Source organism: Pseudoalteromonas sp. Z9A4 (assembly GCF_011378845.1).
Classification (GTDB): domain Bacteria; phylum Pseudomonadota; class Gammaproteobacteria; order Enterobacterales; family Alteromonadaceae; genus Pseudoalteromonas; species Pseudoalteromonas arctica.
Window position 1 is genome coordinate 338,788 of sequence record NZ_WTLA01000001.1, and the last position, 18,713, is coordinate 357,500.

The following is an 18,713-nucleotide window of genomic DNA, read 5'->3' on the forward strand; positions in this document are numbered from 1 at the left end:
TTGGGAATTATGTATTTTGACCAATGCGTCATACCTCGCAATGGCAAGGTAAGTACTCATTTATTATAAGTTTCACCGTAATGGCGAATTTAATTGAATAACATTTGGCCACAATATCTGGTGTTGTTCAATTTAGAGATCACAAGATAGTGTGGTCTGAGTTGTTTTGCAAGGGACATAATTGCCCCTATATGTGGATAACTTTGGGATAACGCATTTGTGTTAGTAGACACTCACCTTCGAACAATCATTTAAGTTAGAATATGCAAAAATCAACTAATGATCTGCTAAATTTACGCATTTTAAAAATAAATTTTGACTGCTTTTTTTATCGACAAGCTTTGTGTGAAAACTAACACAATCACAATATATAGTGTTTAATAATTAACATGGCACTATATATGGTTAAAACCATCAATTGGACTTTGCCAGTTAAAATCAGCATTCCAGCTGTTGGCTTTATCAATACTTGGTATATAACCCCAAAGTGCCGTTGCAGTGTGCATACCTGCCGCTTTGCCTGCTTGTATGTCACGCTGTGCATCACCAATGTACAAACAACGGTTTGGTTTTACCCCCATAAGCTTTGCACAATGTAGCAGTGGTAGCGGTGATGGTTTGGCCTCAGCGAAGGTATCGCCACTTATTACTACACTGGCGTTTTTTAAAGCGAGGATAGCAGCCACTAAAGGCTCGGTCAAAAAGCCAGGTTTGTTAGTCATGATCCCCCATTTGATCTTTTTTTGATCAAGGGCGATAAGTAACGATTCAACTCCAGAGAAGCAATGCGTGTGTTTTGCTATGTTTGCAGCGTACTCGTCAACTAATTGCTTAATCAGCTCGCTTTGGGGTTGTTTAGCCCATAACTCTTTAAAACCAGCCTCTAATAGCGCACCTGCGCCGTTAGATGCTGCAGGGCGGTATACATCACTACTAACAGGTGTGATTTTATTACTTATAAGCACTGCGTTTAAAGCGGCGCCTAAATCATCAGCGGTATCGAGCAGGGTGCCGTCTAAATCAAATAAAAATGCATCGTACTCAATAAGAGGCAGTGGGGCTTGAGAGCTAGCCATTAAGCTAACTTCTCAAAATAAAGTATGTAATTTACGCTAACGTCGTTATTAAGCGTATATTGCTTTGATAGTGGGTTATAAGAAAGCCCTGTACTTGCACGTACTTTTAAACCCGCTTGCTCCGCCCATGCAATAAGCTGTGCAGGCTTTATAAACTTTTTATGGTCGTGTGTACCTTCAGGCACCATTTTTAAGAGTTTTTCAGCGCCAACAATCGCGTATAAATATGCTTTAGGGGTTTTGTTCAGGGTTGAAAAAAACACGTCTGCACCTGGTTTGGCAAGTGCAGCTACAGCATGAATGATAGAAGCTGGGTCGGGTACGTGCTCAAGCATTTCCATACACGTTATTACATCAAAGCGCTCAGGGTACTGCGATGCAAACTCTTCGGCAGGTACTTTTATGTAATCTACATTTACGCCTGTCTCTAAACTATGCAATTTAGCAACAGTTAAAGGCTCTTGCCCCATATCGATACCGGTTACTTTAGCACCCATACGCGCCATGCTTTGGCTTAAAATGCCGCCACCACAGCCAACATCGAGTGTTTCTTTATCGAATAAGCCTTGCGTTTTGTTTGCTATAAAATCTAAACGTAACGGGTTAATTTCGTGAAGAGGTTTGAATTCTCCGTCTAGGTCCCACCAACGCTCTGCGATGGCTTCAAATTTTGCTATTTCTGCGTGATCTACATTTTGATGTTCGGTCATAAAATACTTCCTCGTCAATCTGAGGCCATTATATAGGGCTAAATTGATAAATCGCAAAGTTTTGCGCCTGTAAATTGAAATTAATTGTGATAGCATGGCTATTAGTAATAATAACAAATACTCTTAATACCCAATACCGGGTTGTTGAGAGCTGATACTGAAGGAATGTGATATCAAATGACTGATCTCGCCAATGAAATTCTGCCAGTCAATATTGAAGACGAGTTAAAAAACTCCTACTTAGATTACGCAATGAGCGTAATAGTAGGACGTGCATTACCAGACGTACGTGACGGTTTAAAACCTGTTCACCGCCGCGTTTTGTTTGCAATGAACGAGCTTAGTAATGACTGGAACAAGCCTTACAAAAAATCGGCCCGTGTGGTCGGTGACGTAATCGGTAAATACCACCCACACGGCGACAGTGCAGTTTATGACACGATAGTTCGTATGGCTCAGCCATTCTCACTACGTTATATGCTTGTAGATGGCCAAGGTAACTTCGGTTCGGTTGATGGTGATTCAGCAGCGGCAATGCGTTATACAGAAGTACGTATGGCAAAAATGTCGCATGAGTTATTAGCCGATCTTGAAAAAGAAACGGTTGATTTCGTTCCTAACTACGATGGCACAGAGTTCATCCCTGATGTTTTACCAACGAAAGTTCCTAATTTATTAGTGAATGGTTCGTCGGGTATTGCAGTAGGCATGGCTACAAACATTCCACCACATAACTTAACTGAAGTTGTGAACGGGTGTTTGGCACTTATTCAAAATCCTGATTTAACTATTTTAGAGTTAATGGATTATATCCCTGGTCCTGATTTCCCAACGGCTGCAATTATCAACGGTAAGAAGGGCATCGAACAAGCCTACTTAACTGGCCGTGGTAAAGTGTACATGCGTGCACGCGCCGACGTCGAAACCGATGAAAAAACAGGCCGTGAAACAATCATCGTTCACGAAATTCCTTATCAAGTTAACAAAGCCCGTTTAATTGAAAAAATTGCTGAGCTTGTTAAAGATAAGAAAATTGAAGGTATTAGTGCACTACGTGATGAATCAGATAAAGACGGTATGCGTATCGTTATTGAGATCAAACGTGGTGACGTAGGCGAAGTTATTCTAAATAACTTATATTCACAAACTCAGTTACAAACTGTGTTTGGTATGAATATGGTTGCTTTAATTAATAACCAACCTAAGTGTTTTAATTTAAAAGAAATGCTTGAAGAGTTTATTATTCACCGTCGTGAAGTAGTAACTCGTCGTACCGTGTTTGATTTACGCAAAGCCCGCGACCGTGCACACACGCTTGAAGGCTTAGCGATTGCACTTGCAAACATTGACCCAATTATCGAGCTTATTCGTAAATCTCCTACACCTGCTGAAGCTAAAATTGCTTTAACAGCGCGTCCGTGGGAACTAGGTCATGTACAAGGCATGCTTGAGAAAGCGGGTGAAGATAATGTAGCTCGTCCTGATTGGTTAGCCGCTGATTTAGGTATTCGTGATGGTCAATATTATATTTCTGAGCAACAAGCTCAAGCAATATTAGATTTACGTTTACATAAGTTGACTGGTCTTGAACACGAAAAAATTATAAGTGAATACCAAACCTTATTAGATTTAATTGCTGATCTTTTATATATTTTGGCTACGCCTGAGCGTTTAATGGAAGTTATTCGTGACGAACTAGTAGAAATTAAAGAGCAATATGGCGATGAGCGTCGTACAGAAATTAACGCCGCAGCTCACGATATAAGCTTAGAAGATTTAATTACTGAAGAAAACGTTGTAGTAACGCTTTCTCACGAAGGTTATGTGAAGTATCAGGCATTGTCTGATTACGAAGCGCAGCGTCGTGGTGGTAAAGGTAAGTCAGCAACGAAGATGAAAGATGAAGATTTCATTGAACGTCTGTTAGTTGCAAATACACACGATACTATTTTATGTTTCTCTACGGCCGGTCGTTTATATTGGCTTAAAGTGTATCAGTTACCACTAGCAAGTCGTGCAGCGCGCGGCAAGCCAATTGTTAACTTGTTACCACTTGAAGCTGATGAACGTATTACAGCTATATTGCCAGTACGCGAGTACGCAGAAGATAAATACATCTTTATGGCAACTGCATTTGGTACTGTTAAGAAAACACCATTAACGGCTTACAGTCGTCAACGTGCAAGCGGTATCATTGCTGTTAACTTAAATGATGGCGATAGCTTAATTGGTGTTGATATTACCGATGGTAGCAACGAAATTATGTTGTTCACTGATGCTGGTAAAGTAGTACGCTTTAAAGAAGCTGAAGAAACAACCGTTGTTGATGAAAACGGTAACCCAGTACTTGATGAAGAAGGCAACCCTGAGATTCGTTTCAAAGGTGTTCGTCCAATGGGTCGTACTGCTACAGGTGTTCGTGGTATTAAAATGCCAGACGAGCAACGCGTAGTATCGTTAATTGTACCAAAAACTGACGGTGCTATTCTAACAGTAACTGAAAATGGTTACGGTAAACGTACACAGCTTGAAGATTATCCATCTAAGAGTCGTGCAACACAAGGTGTTGTATCTATCAAGGTGAGTGAACGTAACGGTGCTGTTGTTGGTGCTGTGCAAGTTGATGACAACGATGAAATAATGATTATTTCTAATCGTGGTACCTTAGTACGAACTCGCGTTAATGAAGTTTCTACGGTTGGACGTAACACGCAAGGTGTTATTTTGATCAGAACTATTGACGGAGAGCAAGTAGTTGGTTTACAACGTATAGAAGAGATTGAAGTTACTGAGAGTGACTTAATTGATATTGAAGACGTTGAAACAGTAGATACGGTTATTGATGAAGTAGCGGATGATAATCCTCCTTCAGAATAATTGATATTGAAAAAGCGGCCTTGGCCGCTTTTTTTAATGTTGTTGAAAAAAATTAATAGGGTGTGAAATTATACTCATACCAATTCGCTTAATTAAGAGATCTATTTTGAGGGTGGAAAAACGTGTTGATAGCTAGGCAAAAAATTCGCTATTTAGTTGTTCTAAATGAGAATTTTTTAACGCAAGTAGCGACACGTTTAGCCCCGCAAAATGATTAAGTATTATTGCGGATTGGTATTATTCATTAAATTTTAAAGGTTTAGCGGATTGGTATTAAATGTTCATGCTTAGTAGTTAAATTACTGGAATGAGGCAAAGGTAATGAGTAAATATAATTTTTGTGCGGGGCCAGCTATGCTTCCGCAAGCGGTTATGAAAAAAGCGCAAAAAGAGTTTCTAGATTGGCAAGACCTAGGTGTGTCTGTGATGGAGATTAGCCATCGTAGTAAAGAGTTTTTAGCGCTTACAGCTAAATGTGAAGCTAGCCTTCGTCGCCTAATGAATATTAGTGATGAATTTGAAGTGCTGTTTATGCATGGTGGTGGTCGTGGTCAGTTTAGTGCTGTGCCATTAAACTTACACCAAGAAGGCAAAACAGCGTTTTATTGCGAGAATGGCGTATGGTCGAAAAGCGCCAGAGATGAAGCGAATAAGTTTACTCAAACGTCTTTTACGGATGTCCGTAATGATGCTGATGGTGAGTTTTCAATTAAAGACGTTGCTGACTGGGAATTACCAGAAGACGCTGCGTACATCCACTATTGCCCTAATGAAACTGTCGATGGCTTAGAGATTTTTGATGTACCAAGCCACCCAACAGCTCCGATTATTGCTGATATGTCTTCAACTATTTTATCGCGTGAGATAGACGTTAATAAATTTGATTTGATTTACGCTGGTGCGCAAAAAAATATCGGTCCATCGGGCATATCAATTGTTATTGTTCGTAAAACATTACTTGAGCGCGAAGGTTTGCCAAAGCCCGGTATTTTAGATTACGCACTTGAAGCAAAGCAGGGCAGTATGTTTAATACCCCACCTACCTTTGCTTGGTATTTAGCGGCTGAAGTATTTGAATGGCTTGAAAGCAATGGTGGGGTAAAAGCCATGGAAGCACAAAATATTGCTAAAGCAAATTTACTGTATGATTTTATCGATAACTCAGATTTTTATTCAAATATAGTCGCTAAACACTGCCGCTCACGCATGAATGTTCCATTTTGGTTAAACGATGAAAGCTTAAATAGCAAATTTGTTGCTCAATCAAACGAGGCCGGTTTACTTGCACTTGAAGGTCACAGAATTGTGGGCGGTATGCGCGCAAGTATTTATAACGCTATGCCTCTTGAAGGTGTTCAAGCACTTGTAGATTTTATGGCTGCATTTGCAAAGGAGCACAGCTAATGGAGCAGCTCCGTTTAGAACCTATTTCTAAAGTAAATGGCACGGTAACCCTACCAGGTTCAAAGAGTCTATCGAACAGAATTTTATTATTAGCAGCACTGGCAAACGGTACCACCGTTGTAGAAAACTTACTTGATAGTGACGATATACGCCATATGCTGGGTGCTTTAAAGTTATTAGGTGTAAATGTAACTTTAAATGATGAACACACTGTAGCGACCGTAGAGGGAGTTTGTGGTGTGTTTAATACACCTACTGAGCCTTTGTTTTTAGGTAATGCGGGTACTGCTTACAGACCTTTAACGGCTGTACTTGCTGCCGTTGCTGGTGAGTATGAGCTAATAGGCGAGCCACGTATGGAAGAGCGTCCGATAGGGCACTTAGTTGATGCTCTACAAGCGCTTGGTGGTGATGTTACCTATACAAAACACAAAGACTATCCACCACTTAAAATTGTAGGTGGTCAAATAAAAGGTGGTGAGGTTGAAATTGACGGTAGTATTTCAAGTCAATTTTTAACGGCTCTATTAATGGCAGCGCCATTATTTAGCGGTGATACAACGATAACTATTAAAGGTACTTTAGTATCTAAACCTTATATTGATATTACGCTTGATGTAATGGCACGTTTTGGTGTTAATGTTGAACACAGTGATTATGCAACTTTTAAAGTTAAAGGTGGTCAACAGTATCAATCACTCGATCGAATTATGGTTGAAGGCGATGCATCTTCTGCTTCTTACTTTGTTGCTGCGGCTGCAATTGCTGGCGGCGAGATTGAAATTAAAGGCGTGGGTGCTAAATCAGTTCAAGGTGATATAGGCTTTGCTAAAGTAATGGAGCAAGTAGGCGCAAAAATCGATTGGTATGATGAGCGTTTAGTTGTTCGCAAAGGCGAATTAAAAGGCGTAGATATTGACGCTAATGCAATTCCTGATGCTGCTATGACCCTTGCAACTGTTGCTCTTTTCGCTAAAGGCCCAACTGCCATTCGTAACATTTATAACTGGCGAGTAAAAGAAACAGACCGTTTATATGCGATGGCAACTGAGCTTAGAAAAGTAGGTGCAGAAGTGGTAGAAGGGCATGACTTTATAGAAATCACACCGCCTAAACACTTCAACGATGTAGCAATAGACACTTACGACGATCACCGTATAGCCATGTGTTTTGCAATGGTTGCCGTTGGTGGAAAGCCAATAACGATTAATGATCCAAAGTGTACCTATAAAACATTTCCTACATTTTTCAATGTTTTAGCGTCAGTCAGTGAATAAGCTAATTAGAAGTAATTACAAAAGTTACACACTAATAGCAGATATATTTTAATAACTGACGTATAATGTCGCGGTTTATTTAGGTGTGCATTGCAGGAGGTTTTAAATGCAGGCGTTATTAATGCCCGTGATCACCGTTGATGGCCCAAGTGGTTCAGGTAAAGGAACTGTTTGTCGCTTGTTAGCCGACAAGTTAGGGTGGGATGTATTAGATAGCGGTGCGATTTATCGCGTTTTATCTTTAGCTGCACTTCATCACCAAATTGCATTAGACAATGAAGAAGGGCTTGTCCCTCTTGCTGCAAATTTAGATGTGCAGTTTTTGGTAGATAGCCAAACTAATGCAGGAAAAGTTATTTTAGAAGGCGAAGATGTAACTACTACTATTCGTAATGAAGAAGTAGGCGCTGCAGCATCAAAAGTTGCAGCATTACCTCGCGTTCGTGAAGCGTTATTACGTCGCCAGCGTGCATTTCGCACTGAAAACGGCTTAATTGCCGATGGCCGTGATATGGGCACTGTGGTTTTTCAAGATGCGCCGTTAAAAATATATTTAACAGCAAGTGCAGAAGAGCGTGCTCGTAGACGCTTTGTTGAGTTGAATACGCGCGGTCTTGATGTTACACTAAGTGGTCTATTACAGGACATTCAAGCTCGTGACGAGCGCGATATGAATCGTGCCGTTGCTCCGCTTGTACCTGCAGATGATGCTATTGAGCTTGATACTAGCGAGCTCAATGCACAGCAAGTGTTTGATAAGGTAATAACTTTATTGGATATTGCAATCTCTGAAGGTAAGCTTCCTAAACGAAGCTAAACACATTTTATGCGCCAGCAGGATGCCAGTGCTATTTTAACAACCCCATGCAGCATGGTTGCTTATTGGTATTAATATATGAGACGTATATTCGTATGTCAGAAAATTTTGCGCAGTTATTTGAAGAAAGCTTAAAGGGTTTTGAAGCAGAGCAAGGCTCTATCGTTAAAGGTACAGTAATCTCTATCGAGAATAACATTGTACTTGTAGATGCTGGTCTTAAATCAGAAAGTGCTATCCCTGCAGAGCAGTTCAAAAATGCTGCTGGTGAACTTGAAGTTGCTGTAGGCGACGAAGTAGATGTTGCACTAGATGCAATTGAAGACGGTTTCGGTGAAACTATTCTTTCTCGTGAGAAAGCTAAGCGTCACGAAGCATGGATCCGTCTTGAGAAAGCATGTGAAGAGCAAGAGACTGTTACTGGTGTTATCAACGGTAAAGTTAAAGGCGGTTTCACAGTTGAAGTTGATTCAATCCGTGCTTTCCTACCTGGTTCACTTGTTGATGTTCGTCCAGTACGTGACACGACTCACCTTGAAGGCAAAGAGCTTGAATTTAAAGTAATCAAGCTTGACCAAAAACGTAACAACGTTGTTGTTTCACGTCGTGCAGTTATCGAATCTGAAAACTCACAAGAACGTGAAGAGCTTCTTGCTAACCTTGTTGAAGGCCAAGAAGTTAAAGGTATCGTTAAGAACCTTACTGACTACGGTGCATTCGTTGACCTTGGTGGTGTTGATGGTCTACTACACATTACTGATATGGCTTGGAAGCGTGTTAAGCACCCTTCAGAAATCGTTAATGTTGGCGACGAAATCGCAGTTAAAGTTCTAAAATTCGACAAAGATAAAACTCGTGTATCTCTAGGCCTTAAACAGCTTGGTGAAGATCCATGGGCAGCTATCGCTGGTCGTTACCCAGAAGGTTCTAAACTTTCTGGTCGTGTTACTAACCTTACAGATTACGGCTGTTTCGTGGAAATCGAAGAAGGCGTTGAAGGTTTAGTACACGTTTCTGAAATGGATTGGACTAACAAGAACATCCATCCTTCAAAAGTTGTTAGCTTAGGCGACACTGTTGAAGTTATGGTTTTAGAAATTGACGAAGAACGTCGTCGTATTTCTCTTGGTCTTAAGCAATGTATTGCTAATCCTTGGCAGGAATTTGCTCGTCTACAAAACAAAGGCGATCAAGTTACTGGTAAGATCAAATCAATCACTGACTTCGGTATCTTTATCGGTCTTGACGGTGGTATTGACGGTCTTGTACACCTTTCAGACATTTCTTGGAATACACCTGGCGAAGAAGCTGTACGTGAATTCAAGAAAGGCGACGAAATCACTGCTATCGTATTGCAAGTTGACCCAGAGCGTGAACGTATCTCTCTAGGTGTTAAGCAAATCGAAGCTGACCCATTCAATAACTACCTTGATGCAAACAAAAAAGGTGCTATTGTTAAAGGTAAAGTGACTGAAGTTGATGCGAAAGGCGCAACTGTTGAACTTATCGAAGGCGTTGAAGGTTACATCCGTGTAGCTGATATCGCTCAAGAACGCGTTGAAGATGCAACTTCTGTTGTTTCTGTAGGCGACGAGATTGAAGTTAAATACGTTGGTGTTGATCGTAAGAACCGCACTTTAAGCTTATCTGTAAAAGCTCTTTTCGAAGCAGAAGAGAAAGAAGTACTAGAGAAGCTTAAGAAAGAAGAGCCAGTGTTTGAAAACGCAATGGCAGCTGCTTTCGCAAATGCACAAAAAGACTAATATATAATTAGTTTTTAGTTGGAAGGGCATTTTTTGCCCTTCCTATATCTCTTTTTAAGGAAACGCTATGACTAAGTCAGAACTGATAGAAACACTTGCGGAACAACACGCACACGTTCCAGTGAAAGATGTTGAGAATGCTGTAAAAGAAATTCTTGAACAAATGGCCGGCTCATTATCTACTTCAGATCGTATTGAGATCAGAGGTTTTGGTAGTTTCTCTTTGCATTTCCGCGCTCCTCGCACAGGTCGTAATCCTAAGACTGGCGATACAGTTGAGCTTGAAGGAAAGCATGTACCTCATTTTAAACCAGGCAAAGAATTACGCGACCGCGTAAATGAAAGCATTGCCTAGTTAACTTAGTGGAGTAGTTACTTGTTCAAGGTATTAAAAATTATTCTGGTTGCGCTATGCCTCATCAGTGCATTTGTATTAGGGTCACAAAACCCACAGTTAGTACAAATAAATTATATTATAGCCAGTAATACACTACCTTTAGCTGTAATAATAAGTATCTGCTTTTTATTAGGTGTTTTAGTGGGTTGTTTTATTAGCTTTAAATTGTTTTCACAATTAAAGTGGCAAAACTACCGCTTAAAAAAGCAATTAGCGCCTGAAAAAGATAAAAAAAAGCTTGCCGCGAATAAAGACACCTAACTATGATTGAGCTTTTGTTTTTACTATTACCTGTTGCCGCCGGTTACGGCTGGATTATGGGTAAAAACAGTGCTAAAAACCAAGCTCATCAACTAAATCGTCAGATCACTTCTGAATACAGCAAAGGCTTAAAGTTTCTACTCGACAGAGAAGAAGACCAAGGCTTAGAGCACTTGATTAATTTGCTTGAAGTTTCAGCTGACTCTGTTGAACACTATTCTACACTTGCCACCATGTTTCGCCGTAGAGGTGAATTAGACCGCGCAATTAAAATTCATGAACTTCTGTTAAAACACCCAGGCTTAAATGAACAACAAGCTGCAACTAGCCGTTTAGAACTTGCCGAAGATTATATAATGGCTGGTCTACTAGATAGTGCAGAAGAGCACTTAGTTTGGTTAGTTAAGGCTGGCCATGTAGAAGCGCTAGACCCTATTATTACTTTATACTCGCAAACCCGTGAATGGGAAAAAGGCATCAACATGTTTGAAGCCCACAGCGAACTATTTTCAAAAGAACAACAATTTAAAGCGATTGCTAATTTTTATTGTGAATCAGCTTTAAGTGATAACACACCCCAACTAATGAGAAAAGCGATTAGCTTAAATTATAAAGCCGTACGTCCGCTTTACGAGTTAGGATTAGTTGCTTACGCGAGAGAAGATTACGTTAAAGCTATTTATTACTGGCGTGAGCTTGTATCACAATTCACTTTGTTTGCGCCGTTGTTTATTGATGAGCTAGCTCACAGCTATAAACAATTAAATTTAACGCATCAATTTCATGAATTAGTCAGTGACTTGTTAGAAAAGGGCGGTGTATTAATTAAAATAAAACATTGCCAGGCACTGCTTGAGCAAGGACACACTAAACAAGCCTTTGAATTTCTAACTGATAGCTTAAAACGTCAACCTACTATTCGTGGTTTCAGTTTTTTACTGCAATTAATGGGTGACCAAAATAAAAATACTAAAGAAGTACTTAATGAAATTGATAAGCTTGTAACCTCTTATATTGCTACAAAACCTGATTTCCAATGTCAGCATTGCGGTTTTACAAGCTACACCATATATTGGAATTGCCCTTCTTGTAAGCATTGGGAAACCATTGTTCCAAGTCGAGGCTTAGACGGATTTTAATAACCCCTTAAATAATATCGGATTTAACTATGATAATTTTAGCAAATTAAACTGAGAGTTTACTGGGTTGGAATTTTTTGATGTTGTGTCTATATAAATTTCTCTACACCTTCTCTCAAATTACCAGCTAGCACTATTGCATTAAATCTACTTATACAATTACTTTATATCAATTCGCTTAATTAAGTGGTCTGTTTTGAGGTAAAAAAATTGTGTCGATAACAAGGCAAAAAATTTCGTAATATTATTGTTCTATATAAGAAATTTTTAACGCAGTTAGCGTCAGATTTGGTCCTCAAATTGATTAAGTATTATTGCGGATTGGTATTATAGCCATACATTAGGATAGTCATGTCTTTCGAACACTCAAAAAAAATTCTTATAGCATTAGATTACGATGATCAAGAGGTTGCTTTAAGCTTTGTTAAACAACTTTCTCCTGATACATGTCGTCTTAAAGTAGGCAAAGAGATGTTTACTTATTTTGGACCTACATTTGTTAAAGAGTTAATTGATTTAGGTTTTGATGTTTTTCTAGATTTAAAATTTCATGACATCCCTAATACAGTAGCTAAAGCTGTTACTGCAGCTGCGAAAATGGGCGTGTGGATGGTAAACGTTCATGCTTCTGGTGGTTTTGAAATGATGAGCAAAGCTAAATCGGCTCTAGAACAATTTGGCGATAAAGCGCCATTACTTATCGCGGTTACTGTATTAACAAGCATGGATGAAACAGAACTAAAGCGTTTAGGCGTTGATAAATCTGCTCAAGAGCAAGTTATATATTTAGCTAAGCTTGCAAAGGAAGCTGGGCTTGATGGCGTTGTGTGTTCTGCACAAGAAGCAAAAGCTTTAAAAGCAGAGTTAGGTGAGAACTTTAAACTTGTAACACCAGGTATACGTCCTGAAGGCAGTGATGCTGGCGATCAAAAGCGTATTATGACTCCTAAGCAAGCAATAGATGCAGGAAGTGATTATTTAGTTATAGGACGACCTATTACTCAGGCGGATGATCCCGTAAAAGTGCTTAGTGATGTTAATATATCTATAGCATAATTTAACAAAAAGCAGCAATATAGTGCTAAAAGCCCTTACCTCATGTGTATTTTATGTTACATTATTAGGATTGAAATGTAGTAGGGGTTTGTTTTGAAGTTATTATTAGGTTTTATAATTATTATTGTTGCGGGTTTTTCAGTAAATAAAAATCTTTTTTCTAATAAAGCATATGATGATGTTACATCAGTAACAGATATAATCACGAATTACCCTGTCAATATGTTCGATTTTAAACAAACAATGCAAGATTATGCACACCACCTGTGTTACAAAAATGAGGATACACTTACATCTCAGCATATAACAGTAACTGATTGCATATCTAAGCTTGATGATAAAAAATAGAATGCGAAAAGAAGATTTTTCGTTTGGCACCGCTTAACCTAGAGTCAAAAGGTGAAGTGCTTGATTATTCAAGGCAATATACGCAATGTACATTGCCTTATAAGTATATTTTAGGTTAATTACAAACAGATAATATTAGTAATTACAGCTTATTATTTATAATTAAGATCTTAAGCGAATGGATTTCGCTTCAATATCTATCAACTCTTGTTTGAATAATCCACCAATTGCTTTTTTATAGTTAGCTTTACTAGTAGAAAACATCTTTTTTATTGCTTCAGGTTCAGATTTATCACCTAATGGGATAACACCACCTTCATTTTTTAGTTTTTGCATAATAGTTTCACCAAGGTCACTTACTTTTCCCATACCTGGCTTTTCTAATACAACATCAATTTTTCCATCTTCACGTACTTTTTGAATGAAGCCTTTAAGCTTTTGACCCACAAATAAGCTTTTAAATACCATATTGTAAAAAACAACACCGAAATGCGATTCTTCAATTAATACCTTGTAGCCAATATCTGTTTTGCCAGCAACAATTAAATCTACTTCTTGTAAGTGAGTATATTGTGGCTCATCTTTAGATAGGAAGCGATTAAAGTTGTTTGATGCACAAATACGTTGGCTTGCATTATCAAGGTACAAACGAACTAAATATGAGTGACCTTCTTGCATGCGTGGTTTTTGTTCGTTAAACGGGGTTAGTACATCTTTCTCAAGACCCCAATCTAAAAATGCACCAATACTATTAATTTCTTTAACGCGAAGCAGGGCATATTCACCTACTTGTGCGTGTGGCTTTTTAGTTGTGGCAGTTGCTAAGTTAGCGTTGTCTAAAAAGATAAATACACTAATGCTATCGCCCGCTTCAAGCTCATGTTTAATTTCTTGTTTTGGTAAAAACACTTCACCTAAATCATGACCATCTAAGTAAGCACCTTCGTTACTCACTTCTTTTACAAATAATGTTTGTGTGGTTCCTAGGTAACTCATAATTATTCCTGCTCAGTCTTTTTTTTACGGCGCATTGGTGTATCGCCATCAATGTTCATTGGTGCTTTAATTGGTGCTGTTGGCTTTTTAGGTTTGGCTTTGCGTTTAAATACAGGCTTTTTAACAGCGGCGGATTTTTCTTTAGATTTATCCCACGTTGCCTCAGGCTTTTTCTCTTTTAAACCTTTAAACTTAGCTTTTAAGCCCTCTACGCTCGCAAATTTTAACTCATCATTTAAAAATGCTTTAATAGCTAAATAACTTGCCCAATCTTTTGGGCCAACTAATGAAATTGCGTTACCTTTAAAGCCAGCTCGTCCTGTACGACCTATGCGGTGTACATACTCTTCAGCGTGTTTTGGTAAATCAAAGTTAATAACATGCGTTACACTTAGTAAATCTAAACCACGAGATGCAACATCGGTTGTGATTAATATTTTAAAGTTTTCGCGACTAAACGAATCCATTATATCTAAACGTTTATTTTGTGTTAAATCACCAGCAAGCGCTACAGACTTGAAGCCTTTAGCATTAAGCGCTTCACTCAAGCGACTCGTGTCAGAACGTGTTGCTGTGAAGATAATGCATTGACCAACATCATCTTGATTCAAAAAGTGCTCTAATAGCGCTTCTTTATGATCAAGGTGATCGGCTAGATATAAAGTTTGTTTAATATCGCTATGTTGCTCGTTCGCTGCACTTAGCGTAATTTGCTTTGGTTTTTTTAATAGGTTACGTGATAGAGCATCTACTTGAGCATGGTCAAGTGTTGCAGAAAACAATAACGTTTGACGTAAACGGTGATTAGCTTGCTCGTTAATCATTTTTAACTGCTCGGTAAAGCCTAAATCTAAAATACGATCGGCTTCATCAAAAATAAGCAGTTCTAGTCCACTCAATTGTAATGAACGTTTTGTAATGTGATCAGCTAAACGCCCTGGTGTAGCAACTACGAATTGTGGGTCGTTTCTAAGTGCTTTTATTTGGTCATTAAAGTTTTCGCCACCAAGTATTTTTACGGCCTTAATGGCTGTGCCTGCAATTAATAAACGCAGCTGAGTAAATACTTGCGTAGCAAGCTCACGAGTAGGAGCAACAATAAGTACACGAGGATCGCGTTTACTGAGTGCTTTTTGTTTCATAACCCTTTGTACAGCAGGTAATAAAAACGCCAAGGTTTTGCCCGACCCAGTTTTAGACTGAGCGAAAATGTCATGCCCTGCAAGTGCGGTAGGCACTGCATGCGCTTGAATATCGGTGGGCTGGGTGATCCCTTGATGTGCTAGTTGTGTTTCAAGGCGTGTATCAATCCCAAGATCAGTAAACTGCAATGTGTGTTTCTCCAAAATGAGCAAATTAAGTCTATAAATTTATCAGCGCATTATAGCTTACACAGATAGGTCGCTAACAGTAAAAACCAATCTATAGCGCTATTTTTTGCAATTAAACTAAAAAAGCGTAAAATACGCGCCCCATATGCGCCGGATTTACGATTCGGTAAACGCCAATACTGGCTAACAAGGCAAAATAGGAAATATAATGACTGTTGTTCATAAAGATAATGTAACGGGCGATCACTTTGTAGTATGTGCGCTGTATAAATTTGTTGGTTTACCTGAATTTGAAGCTATCCGTAAGCCGTTGCTTGAAGTGATGGAAGCAAATGAAGTACGCGGTACTTTACTACTCGCTGCCGAAGGTATAAACGGCACTGTTTCTGCAAAACGTGAAGGGATAGACAACTTATTAGCATGGCTTGATGAGCAACCAAATTTAAAAAACATTGTAACAAAAGAATCTTACGATGATGAATGCCCGTTTTACCGCACTAAAGTAAAACTAAAAAAAGAAATTGTAACGATGGGCGTTGAAGGTGTAGATCCGCTTAAAGTTGTGGGTAGCTATGTAAAGCCAAATGAGTGGAACGCACTTATATCTGATCCAGAAGTAATTTTAATTGATACACGTAATGATTACGAAATTGAAATTGGTACATTTCAAAACGCAGTCGATCCAAATACTAAAACTTTTCGCGAATTTCCACAGTGGGCTAAAGAAAACTTAGACCCTGAAAAACATAAAAAAGTAGCGATGTTTTGTACAGGTGGTATCCGCTGCGAAAAATCGACGGCCTACATGAAAGAGCAAGGTTTTGACGAAGTTTATCATCTTGAAGGCGGCATTTTAAAATATCTAGAAGAAGTGCCAAAAGAAGAAACCATGTGGGAAGGCGAATGTTTTGTATTTGATAATCGCGTTGCGGTTGATCACGACTTACAAAAGGGCTCTTATGATCAATGCCACGCGTGCCGTATGCCAATTACAGAAGACGAAAAGTTAAAGCCTGAATACATGGAAGGTGTATCTTGTCATCATTGTATTGAAGAAGTGACAGACGAGCAGCGGACACGTTTTGCGGAGCGCCAAAAGCAAATAGAATTAGCGCAAGCACGTGGCGAAGGCCATATTGGTAATGAGGCACAAGCTGTTTTACAGCAACGTAAAGAAGCCAAAAAAGCCCAAAAAGACGCTCAGCGCGGTAAATAAATTTTTACAATAAGTATTACATTTAAAGAGTCTATTTAGGCTCTTTTTTTGTGCCCAAAATTGTGCAGTAATTGTTTTCACACTCCGATGATAGTGTTAATCTGCAAAACATATTTAGTCATTTTAATGCGCATACAGGAAGGGATTTATGCAAGCCGAACAAGTTGAAATCGCACAATTTTTAGCACAACATCCTCCTTTTGATGACTTACCTCAAAAAGCGCTTAATGAGCTAGCTCAACAAGTAGAAGTTGCTTATTTTAGAGCAAAAACAGACATTTTAAGTTTTGGACAAGACATATCTGATTTGTATGTGATTAGAAGTGGTTCTGTAGAAATGTATCGCCGAAATGGTGAGCTATACAATCGCTTGGCCATCGCAGGGATATTTGGTCAAATGGGTTTATTGATGAACCGTAAGGTGCGTTTTCCTGCAACTGCTCTTGAAGATACGTTAGTTTATTGTATAAATGTTGAGCTATTTAATCGTTACTGCGATGAGTTTGATGCGTTTGCTGATTACTTTGAAACAGATGGTAACGTGCGTTTACGTCAAGCTATTGTTGAACAAGCTGATGGCAACGACCTTACAACAGCTAAAGTAAAATCATTAATTCACAGAGATGTAGTCACCGTAGATGCAACCTCTACAATACAAGATATCGCTAAATTAATGACCGAAGAGGCGGTATCGTCAGTTTTGGTAACCGATGTAAATAAACCCATAAATGATGACCCAGAAGAAGATGACGGACAAGTAGTTGGTATAATAACCGATAGGGATTTACGTTCAAAAGTAGTGGCTAAAGGGCTTGATTTTAACACACAAGCAAAAGAGATTATGTCTACTAACTTAGTGCTTTTAGATGCTAATGACTATATTTTTGAGGCGGTACTGGCCATGCTCAGAGATAATCTCCATCATTTACCCGTAGTACAAAAAAGACGTCCTATAGGAGTTATCTCCCTCTCTGATATTTTACGTTACGAATCGCAAAGCAGCTTATTACTTGTACGCGGCATACTTGCTCAACAAACAATTGAGGATTTAGCGCATTATGCACGCCAATTACCCAATGTATTTGTCCGTATGGTTAACGAAGATGCAAATTCACATATGATTGGCACTGCCATGGCCGTTATAGGACGTACATTTAAACAAAGATTACTTGTATTAGCTGAAGAAAAGTTTGGTTCACCTCCTGTTCCTTATTGTTTTATTGCACTGGGCTCCATGGCTCGCGACGAGCAACTTATTGTAACTGATCAAGATAATGCACTAATTTTAGATGACAGTTACGACGAAGAAAAACATAACGCGTACTTTCAAAATATTGCCGATTTTGTGTGTGATGGCTTAGCGCAGTGTGGTTACACTTATTGTGATGGCGAAATAATGGCGTCGTTTAAAAAATGGCGTAAAACTCGCTCAGAGTGGTTCGATCAATTTGCTGATTGGATAGCCCAGCCAAAACCACAAGCACTGCTTAATAGCTCTATATTTTTTGATTTAGACGGTGTGTGGGGCAAAACCAAGTGGGCCGACGAGCTTAAAATATTTATAGCGAAACAAAGTAAAGTGAATCGTATATTTCTAGCAAATATGGCGGCAAATGCTCGAAATAGGACACCACCTCTTGGCTTTTTTAAAGGCTTTGTTATGGAGCATAACGGCCAACATAAGCGTTCAATGAACTTAAAACGAAGAGGTACTGCACCACTTTCTGATGTTATACGTGTACACGCATTAGCTATTGGTTCGCGTAAACAAAACTCGTTTGAGCGATTAGAAGATATTATTGAAGCTAAGCTATTACCGCAGGGTAAAGCGCAAGATTTACGTGATTCACTTGAGTATATTGCCATGATGCGAATTCGCCATCAAGCGTGGCAAATAGAGAAGGGCGAAGAGCCTGATAACGACTTAGACCCACATTTACTGTCTCCTTTTGAACAGCGAAACTTGAAAGAGGCATTCGCTATTTTAGAAAAAGCACAAAGCTATTTAAAATTTAGCTACACAGCAAATTCTGGTGTGAAGTAGC

Annotated in this window: 15 protein-coding genes and 1 pseudogene; 12 read left to right on the forward strand and 4 right to left on the reverse strand. The window is 39.0% G+C overall.

What is annotated here, in order from left to right; translation table 11 throughout:
- Positions 1-395: 395 nt before the first annotated feature.
- Positions 396-1,076 carry an HAD-IA family hydrolase gene (locus GQR54_RS01390; protein ID WP_166376315.1) on the reverse strand — a complete coding sequence of 227 codons (681 nt, stop codon included), beginning with the start codon at positions 1,074-1,076 and terminating at the stop codon, positions 396-398.
- Complete coding sequence (gene ubiG, locus GQR54_RS01395) at positions 1,076-1,786, reverse strand: bifunctional 2-polyprenyl-6-hydroxyphenol methylase/3-demethylubiquinol 3-O-methyltransferase UbiG (protein WP_166376316.1); 711 nt, start codon at positions 1,784-1,786, stop codon at positions 1,076-1,078. The genes GQR54_RS01390 and ubiG overlap by 1 nt, the downstream gene beginning before the upstream one ends.
- Positions 1,787-1,963: 177 nt before the next feature.
- Between ubiG and gyrA the strand changes: the two genes are divergently transcribed.
- The 10 genes and pseudogenes from gyrA (at position 1,964) to GQR54_RS19510 (ending at position 13,244) form a co-directional block, all read left to right on the forward strand.
- Positions 1,964-4,663 (forward strand): DNA topoisomerase (ATP-hydrolyzing) subunit A, encoded by a 2,700-nt coding sequence (gene gyrA, locus GQR54_RS01400; protein ID WP_166376317.1) that lies wholly within the window; start codon positions 1,964-1,966, stop codon positions 4,661-4,663.
- Between the two features lie 321 nt (positions 4,664-4,984).
- On the forward strand, positions 4,985-6,067 hold the full coding sequence (gene serC / locus GQR54_RS01405) for a 3-phosphoserine/phosphohydroxythreonine transaminase (protein WP_010552860.1): 1,083 nt from the start codon (positions 4,985-4,987) through the stop codon (positions 6,065-6,067).
- Complete coding sequence (gene aroA, locus GQR54_RS01410) at positions 6,067-7,344, forward strand: 3-phosphoshikimate 1-carboxyvinyltransferase (protein ID WP_166376318.1); 1,278 nt, start codon at positions 6,067-6,069, stop codon at positions 7,342-7,344. The genes serC and aroA overlap by 1 nt, the downstream gene beginning before the upstream one ends.
- Positions 7,345-7,450: 106 nt before the next feature.
- The gene (gene cmk / locus GQR54_RS01415; protein ID WP_007583052.1) at positions 7,451-8,161 is read left to right on the forward strand and encodes a (d)CMP kinase; all 711 of its coding nucleotides are present in this window, start codon (positions 7,451-7,453) and stop codon (positions 8,159-8,161) included.
- Between the two features lie 95 nt (positions 8,162-8,256).
- A complete protein-coding gene (gene rpsA, locus GQR54_RS01420; protein ID WP_166376319.1) occupies positions 8,257-9,924 on the forward strand; it encodes a 30S ribosomal protein S1 in 1,668 nt (555 codons plus the stop codon).
- 67 nt (positions 9,925-9,991) lie between these two features.
- Positions 9,992-10,279, forward strand: a complete 288-nt coding sequence (gene ihfB, locus GQR54_RS01425; protein WP_007583054.1) for an integration host factor subunit beta — start codon at positions 9,992-9,994, stop codon at positions 10,277-10,279.
- A 21-nt stretch (positions 10,280-10,300) separates the two neighbouring features.
- Positions 10,301-10,582, forward strand: coding sequence for a LapA family protein (locus tag GQR54_RS01430; RefSeq protein WP_007583056.1), 282 nt, complete (start codon positions 10,301-10,303; stop codon positions 10,580-10,582).
- Between the two features lie 2 nt (positions 10,583-10,584).
- Positions 10,585-11,721 (forward strand): lipopolysaccharide assembly protein LapB, encoded by a 1,137-nt coding sequence (gene lapB, locus GQR54_RS01435; protein ID WP_166376320.1) that lies wholly within the window; start codon positions 10,585-10,587, stop codon positions 11,719-11,721.
- A 351-nt stretch (positions 11,722-12,072) separates the two neighbouring features.
- Positions 12,073-12,777: an orotidine-5'-phosphate decarboxylase gene (gene pyrF, locus GQR54_RS01440; RefSeq protein ID WP_166376321.1), complete on the forward strand. Its 705-nt coding sequence runs from the start codon at positions 12,073-12,075 to the stop codon at positions 12,775-12,777.
- Between the two features lie 93 nt (positions 12,778-12,870).
- Positions 12,871-13,244, forward strand: a pseudogene (locus tag GQR54_RS19510) (hypothetical protein).
- Positions 13,245-13,287: 43 nt separating this feature from the next.
- Here GQR54_RS19510 and GQR54_RS01445 read toward each other — a convergent pair.
- The gene (locus GQR54_RS01445) at positions 13,288-14,121 is read right to left on the reverse strand and encodes a S1-like domain-containing RNA-binding protein (protein WP_024590152.1); all 834 of its coding nucleotides are present in this window, start codon (positions 14,119-14,121) and stop codon (positions 13,288-13,290) included.
- A gap of 2 nt (positions 14,122-14,123) precedes the next feature.
- Positions 14,124-15,452 (reverse strand): DEAD/DEAH box helicase, encoded by a 1,329-nt coding sequence (locus GQR54_RS01450; RefSeq protein ID WP_007583068.1) that lies wholly within the window; start codon positions 15,450-15,452, stop codon positions 14,124-14,126.
- A gap of 208 nt (positions 15,453-15,660) precedes the next feature.
- On the opposite strand from GQR54_RS01450, the gene GQR54_RS01455 reads away from it, so the two are divergent.
- The gene (locus tag GQR54_RS01455) at positions 15,661-16,668 is read left to right on the forward strand and encodes a rhodanese-related sulfurtransferase (RefSeq protein WP_007583069.1); all 1,008 of its coding nucleotides are present in this window, start codon (positions 15,661-15,663) and stop codon (positions 16,666-16,668) included.
- Positions 16,669-16,816: 148 nt separating this feature from the next.
- Positions 16,817-18,712 (forward strand): DUF294 nucleotidyltransferase-like domain-containing protein, encoded by a 1,896-nt coding sequence (locus GQR54_RS01460; protein WP_166376322.1) that lies wholly within the window; start codon positions 16,817-16,819, stop codon positions 18,710-18,712.
- Position 18,713: the final 1 nt, after the last annotated feature.

Excerpts from the sequence above, each read along its gene's own strand:
- pyrF (WP_166376321.1), top strand. The coding sequence starts at position 12,073 with ATGTCTTTCGAACACTCAAAAAAAATTCTTATAGCATTAGATTACGAT.
- GQR54_RS01445 (WP_024590152.1), bottom strand. The coding sequence starts at position 14,121 with ATGAGTTACCTAGGAACCACACAAACATTATTTGTAAAAGAAGTGAGT.
- serC (WP_010552860.1), top strand. The coding sequence starts at position 4,985 with ATGAGTAAATATAATTTTTGTGCGGGGCCAGCTATGCTTCCGCAAGCG.
- GQR54_RS01390 (WP_166376315.1), bottom strand. The coding sequence starts at position 1,076 with ATGGCTAGCTCTCAAGCCCCACTGCCTCTTATTGAGTACGATGCATTT.
- cmk (WP_007583052.1), top strand. The coding sequence starts at position 7,451 with ATGCAGGCGTTATTAATGCCCGTGATCACCGTTGATGGCCCAAGTGGT.
- GQR54_RS01455 (WP_007583069.1), top strand. The coding sequence starts at position 15,661 with ATGACTGTTGTTCATAAAGATAATGTAACGGGCGATCACTTTGTAGTA.
- ubiG (WP_166376316.1), bottom strand. The coding sequence starts at position 1,786 with ATGACCGAACATCAAAATGTAGATCACGCAGAAATAGCAAAATTTGAA.
- gyrA (WP_166376317.1), top strand. The coding sequence starts at position 1,964 with ATGACTGATCTCGCCAATGAAATTCTGCCAGTCAATATTGAAGACGAG.
- GQR54_RS01460 (WP_166376322.1), top strand. The coding sequence starts at position 16,817 with ATGCAAGCCGAACAAGTTGAAATCGCACAATTTTTAGCACAACATCCT.
- rpsA (WP_166376319.1), top strand. The coding sequence starts at position 8,257 with ATGTCAGAAAATTTTGCGCAGTTATTTGAAGAAAGCTTAAAGGGTTTT.
- lapB (WP_166376320.1), top strand. The coding sequence starts at position 10,585 with ATGATTGAGCTTTTGTTTTTACTATTACCTGTTGCCGCCGGTTACGGC.
- ihfB (WP_007583054.1), top strand. The coding sequence starts at position 9,992 with ATGACTAAGTCAGAACTGATAGAAACACTTGCGGAACAACACGCACAC.
- aroA (WP_166376318.1), top strand. The coding sequence starts at position 6,067 with ATGGAGCAGCTCCGTTTAGAACCTATTTCTAAAGTAAATGGCACGGTA.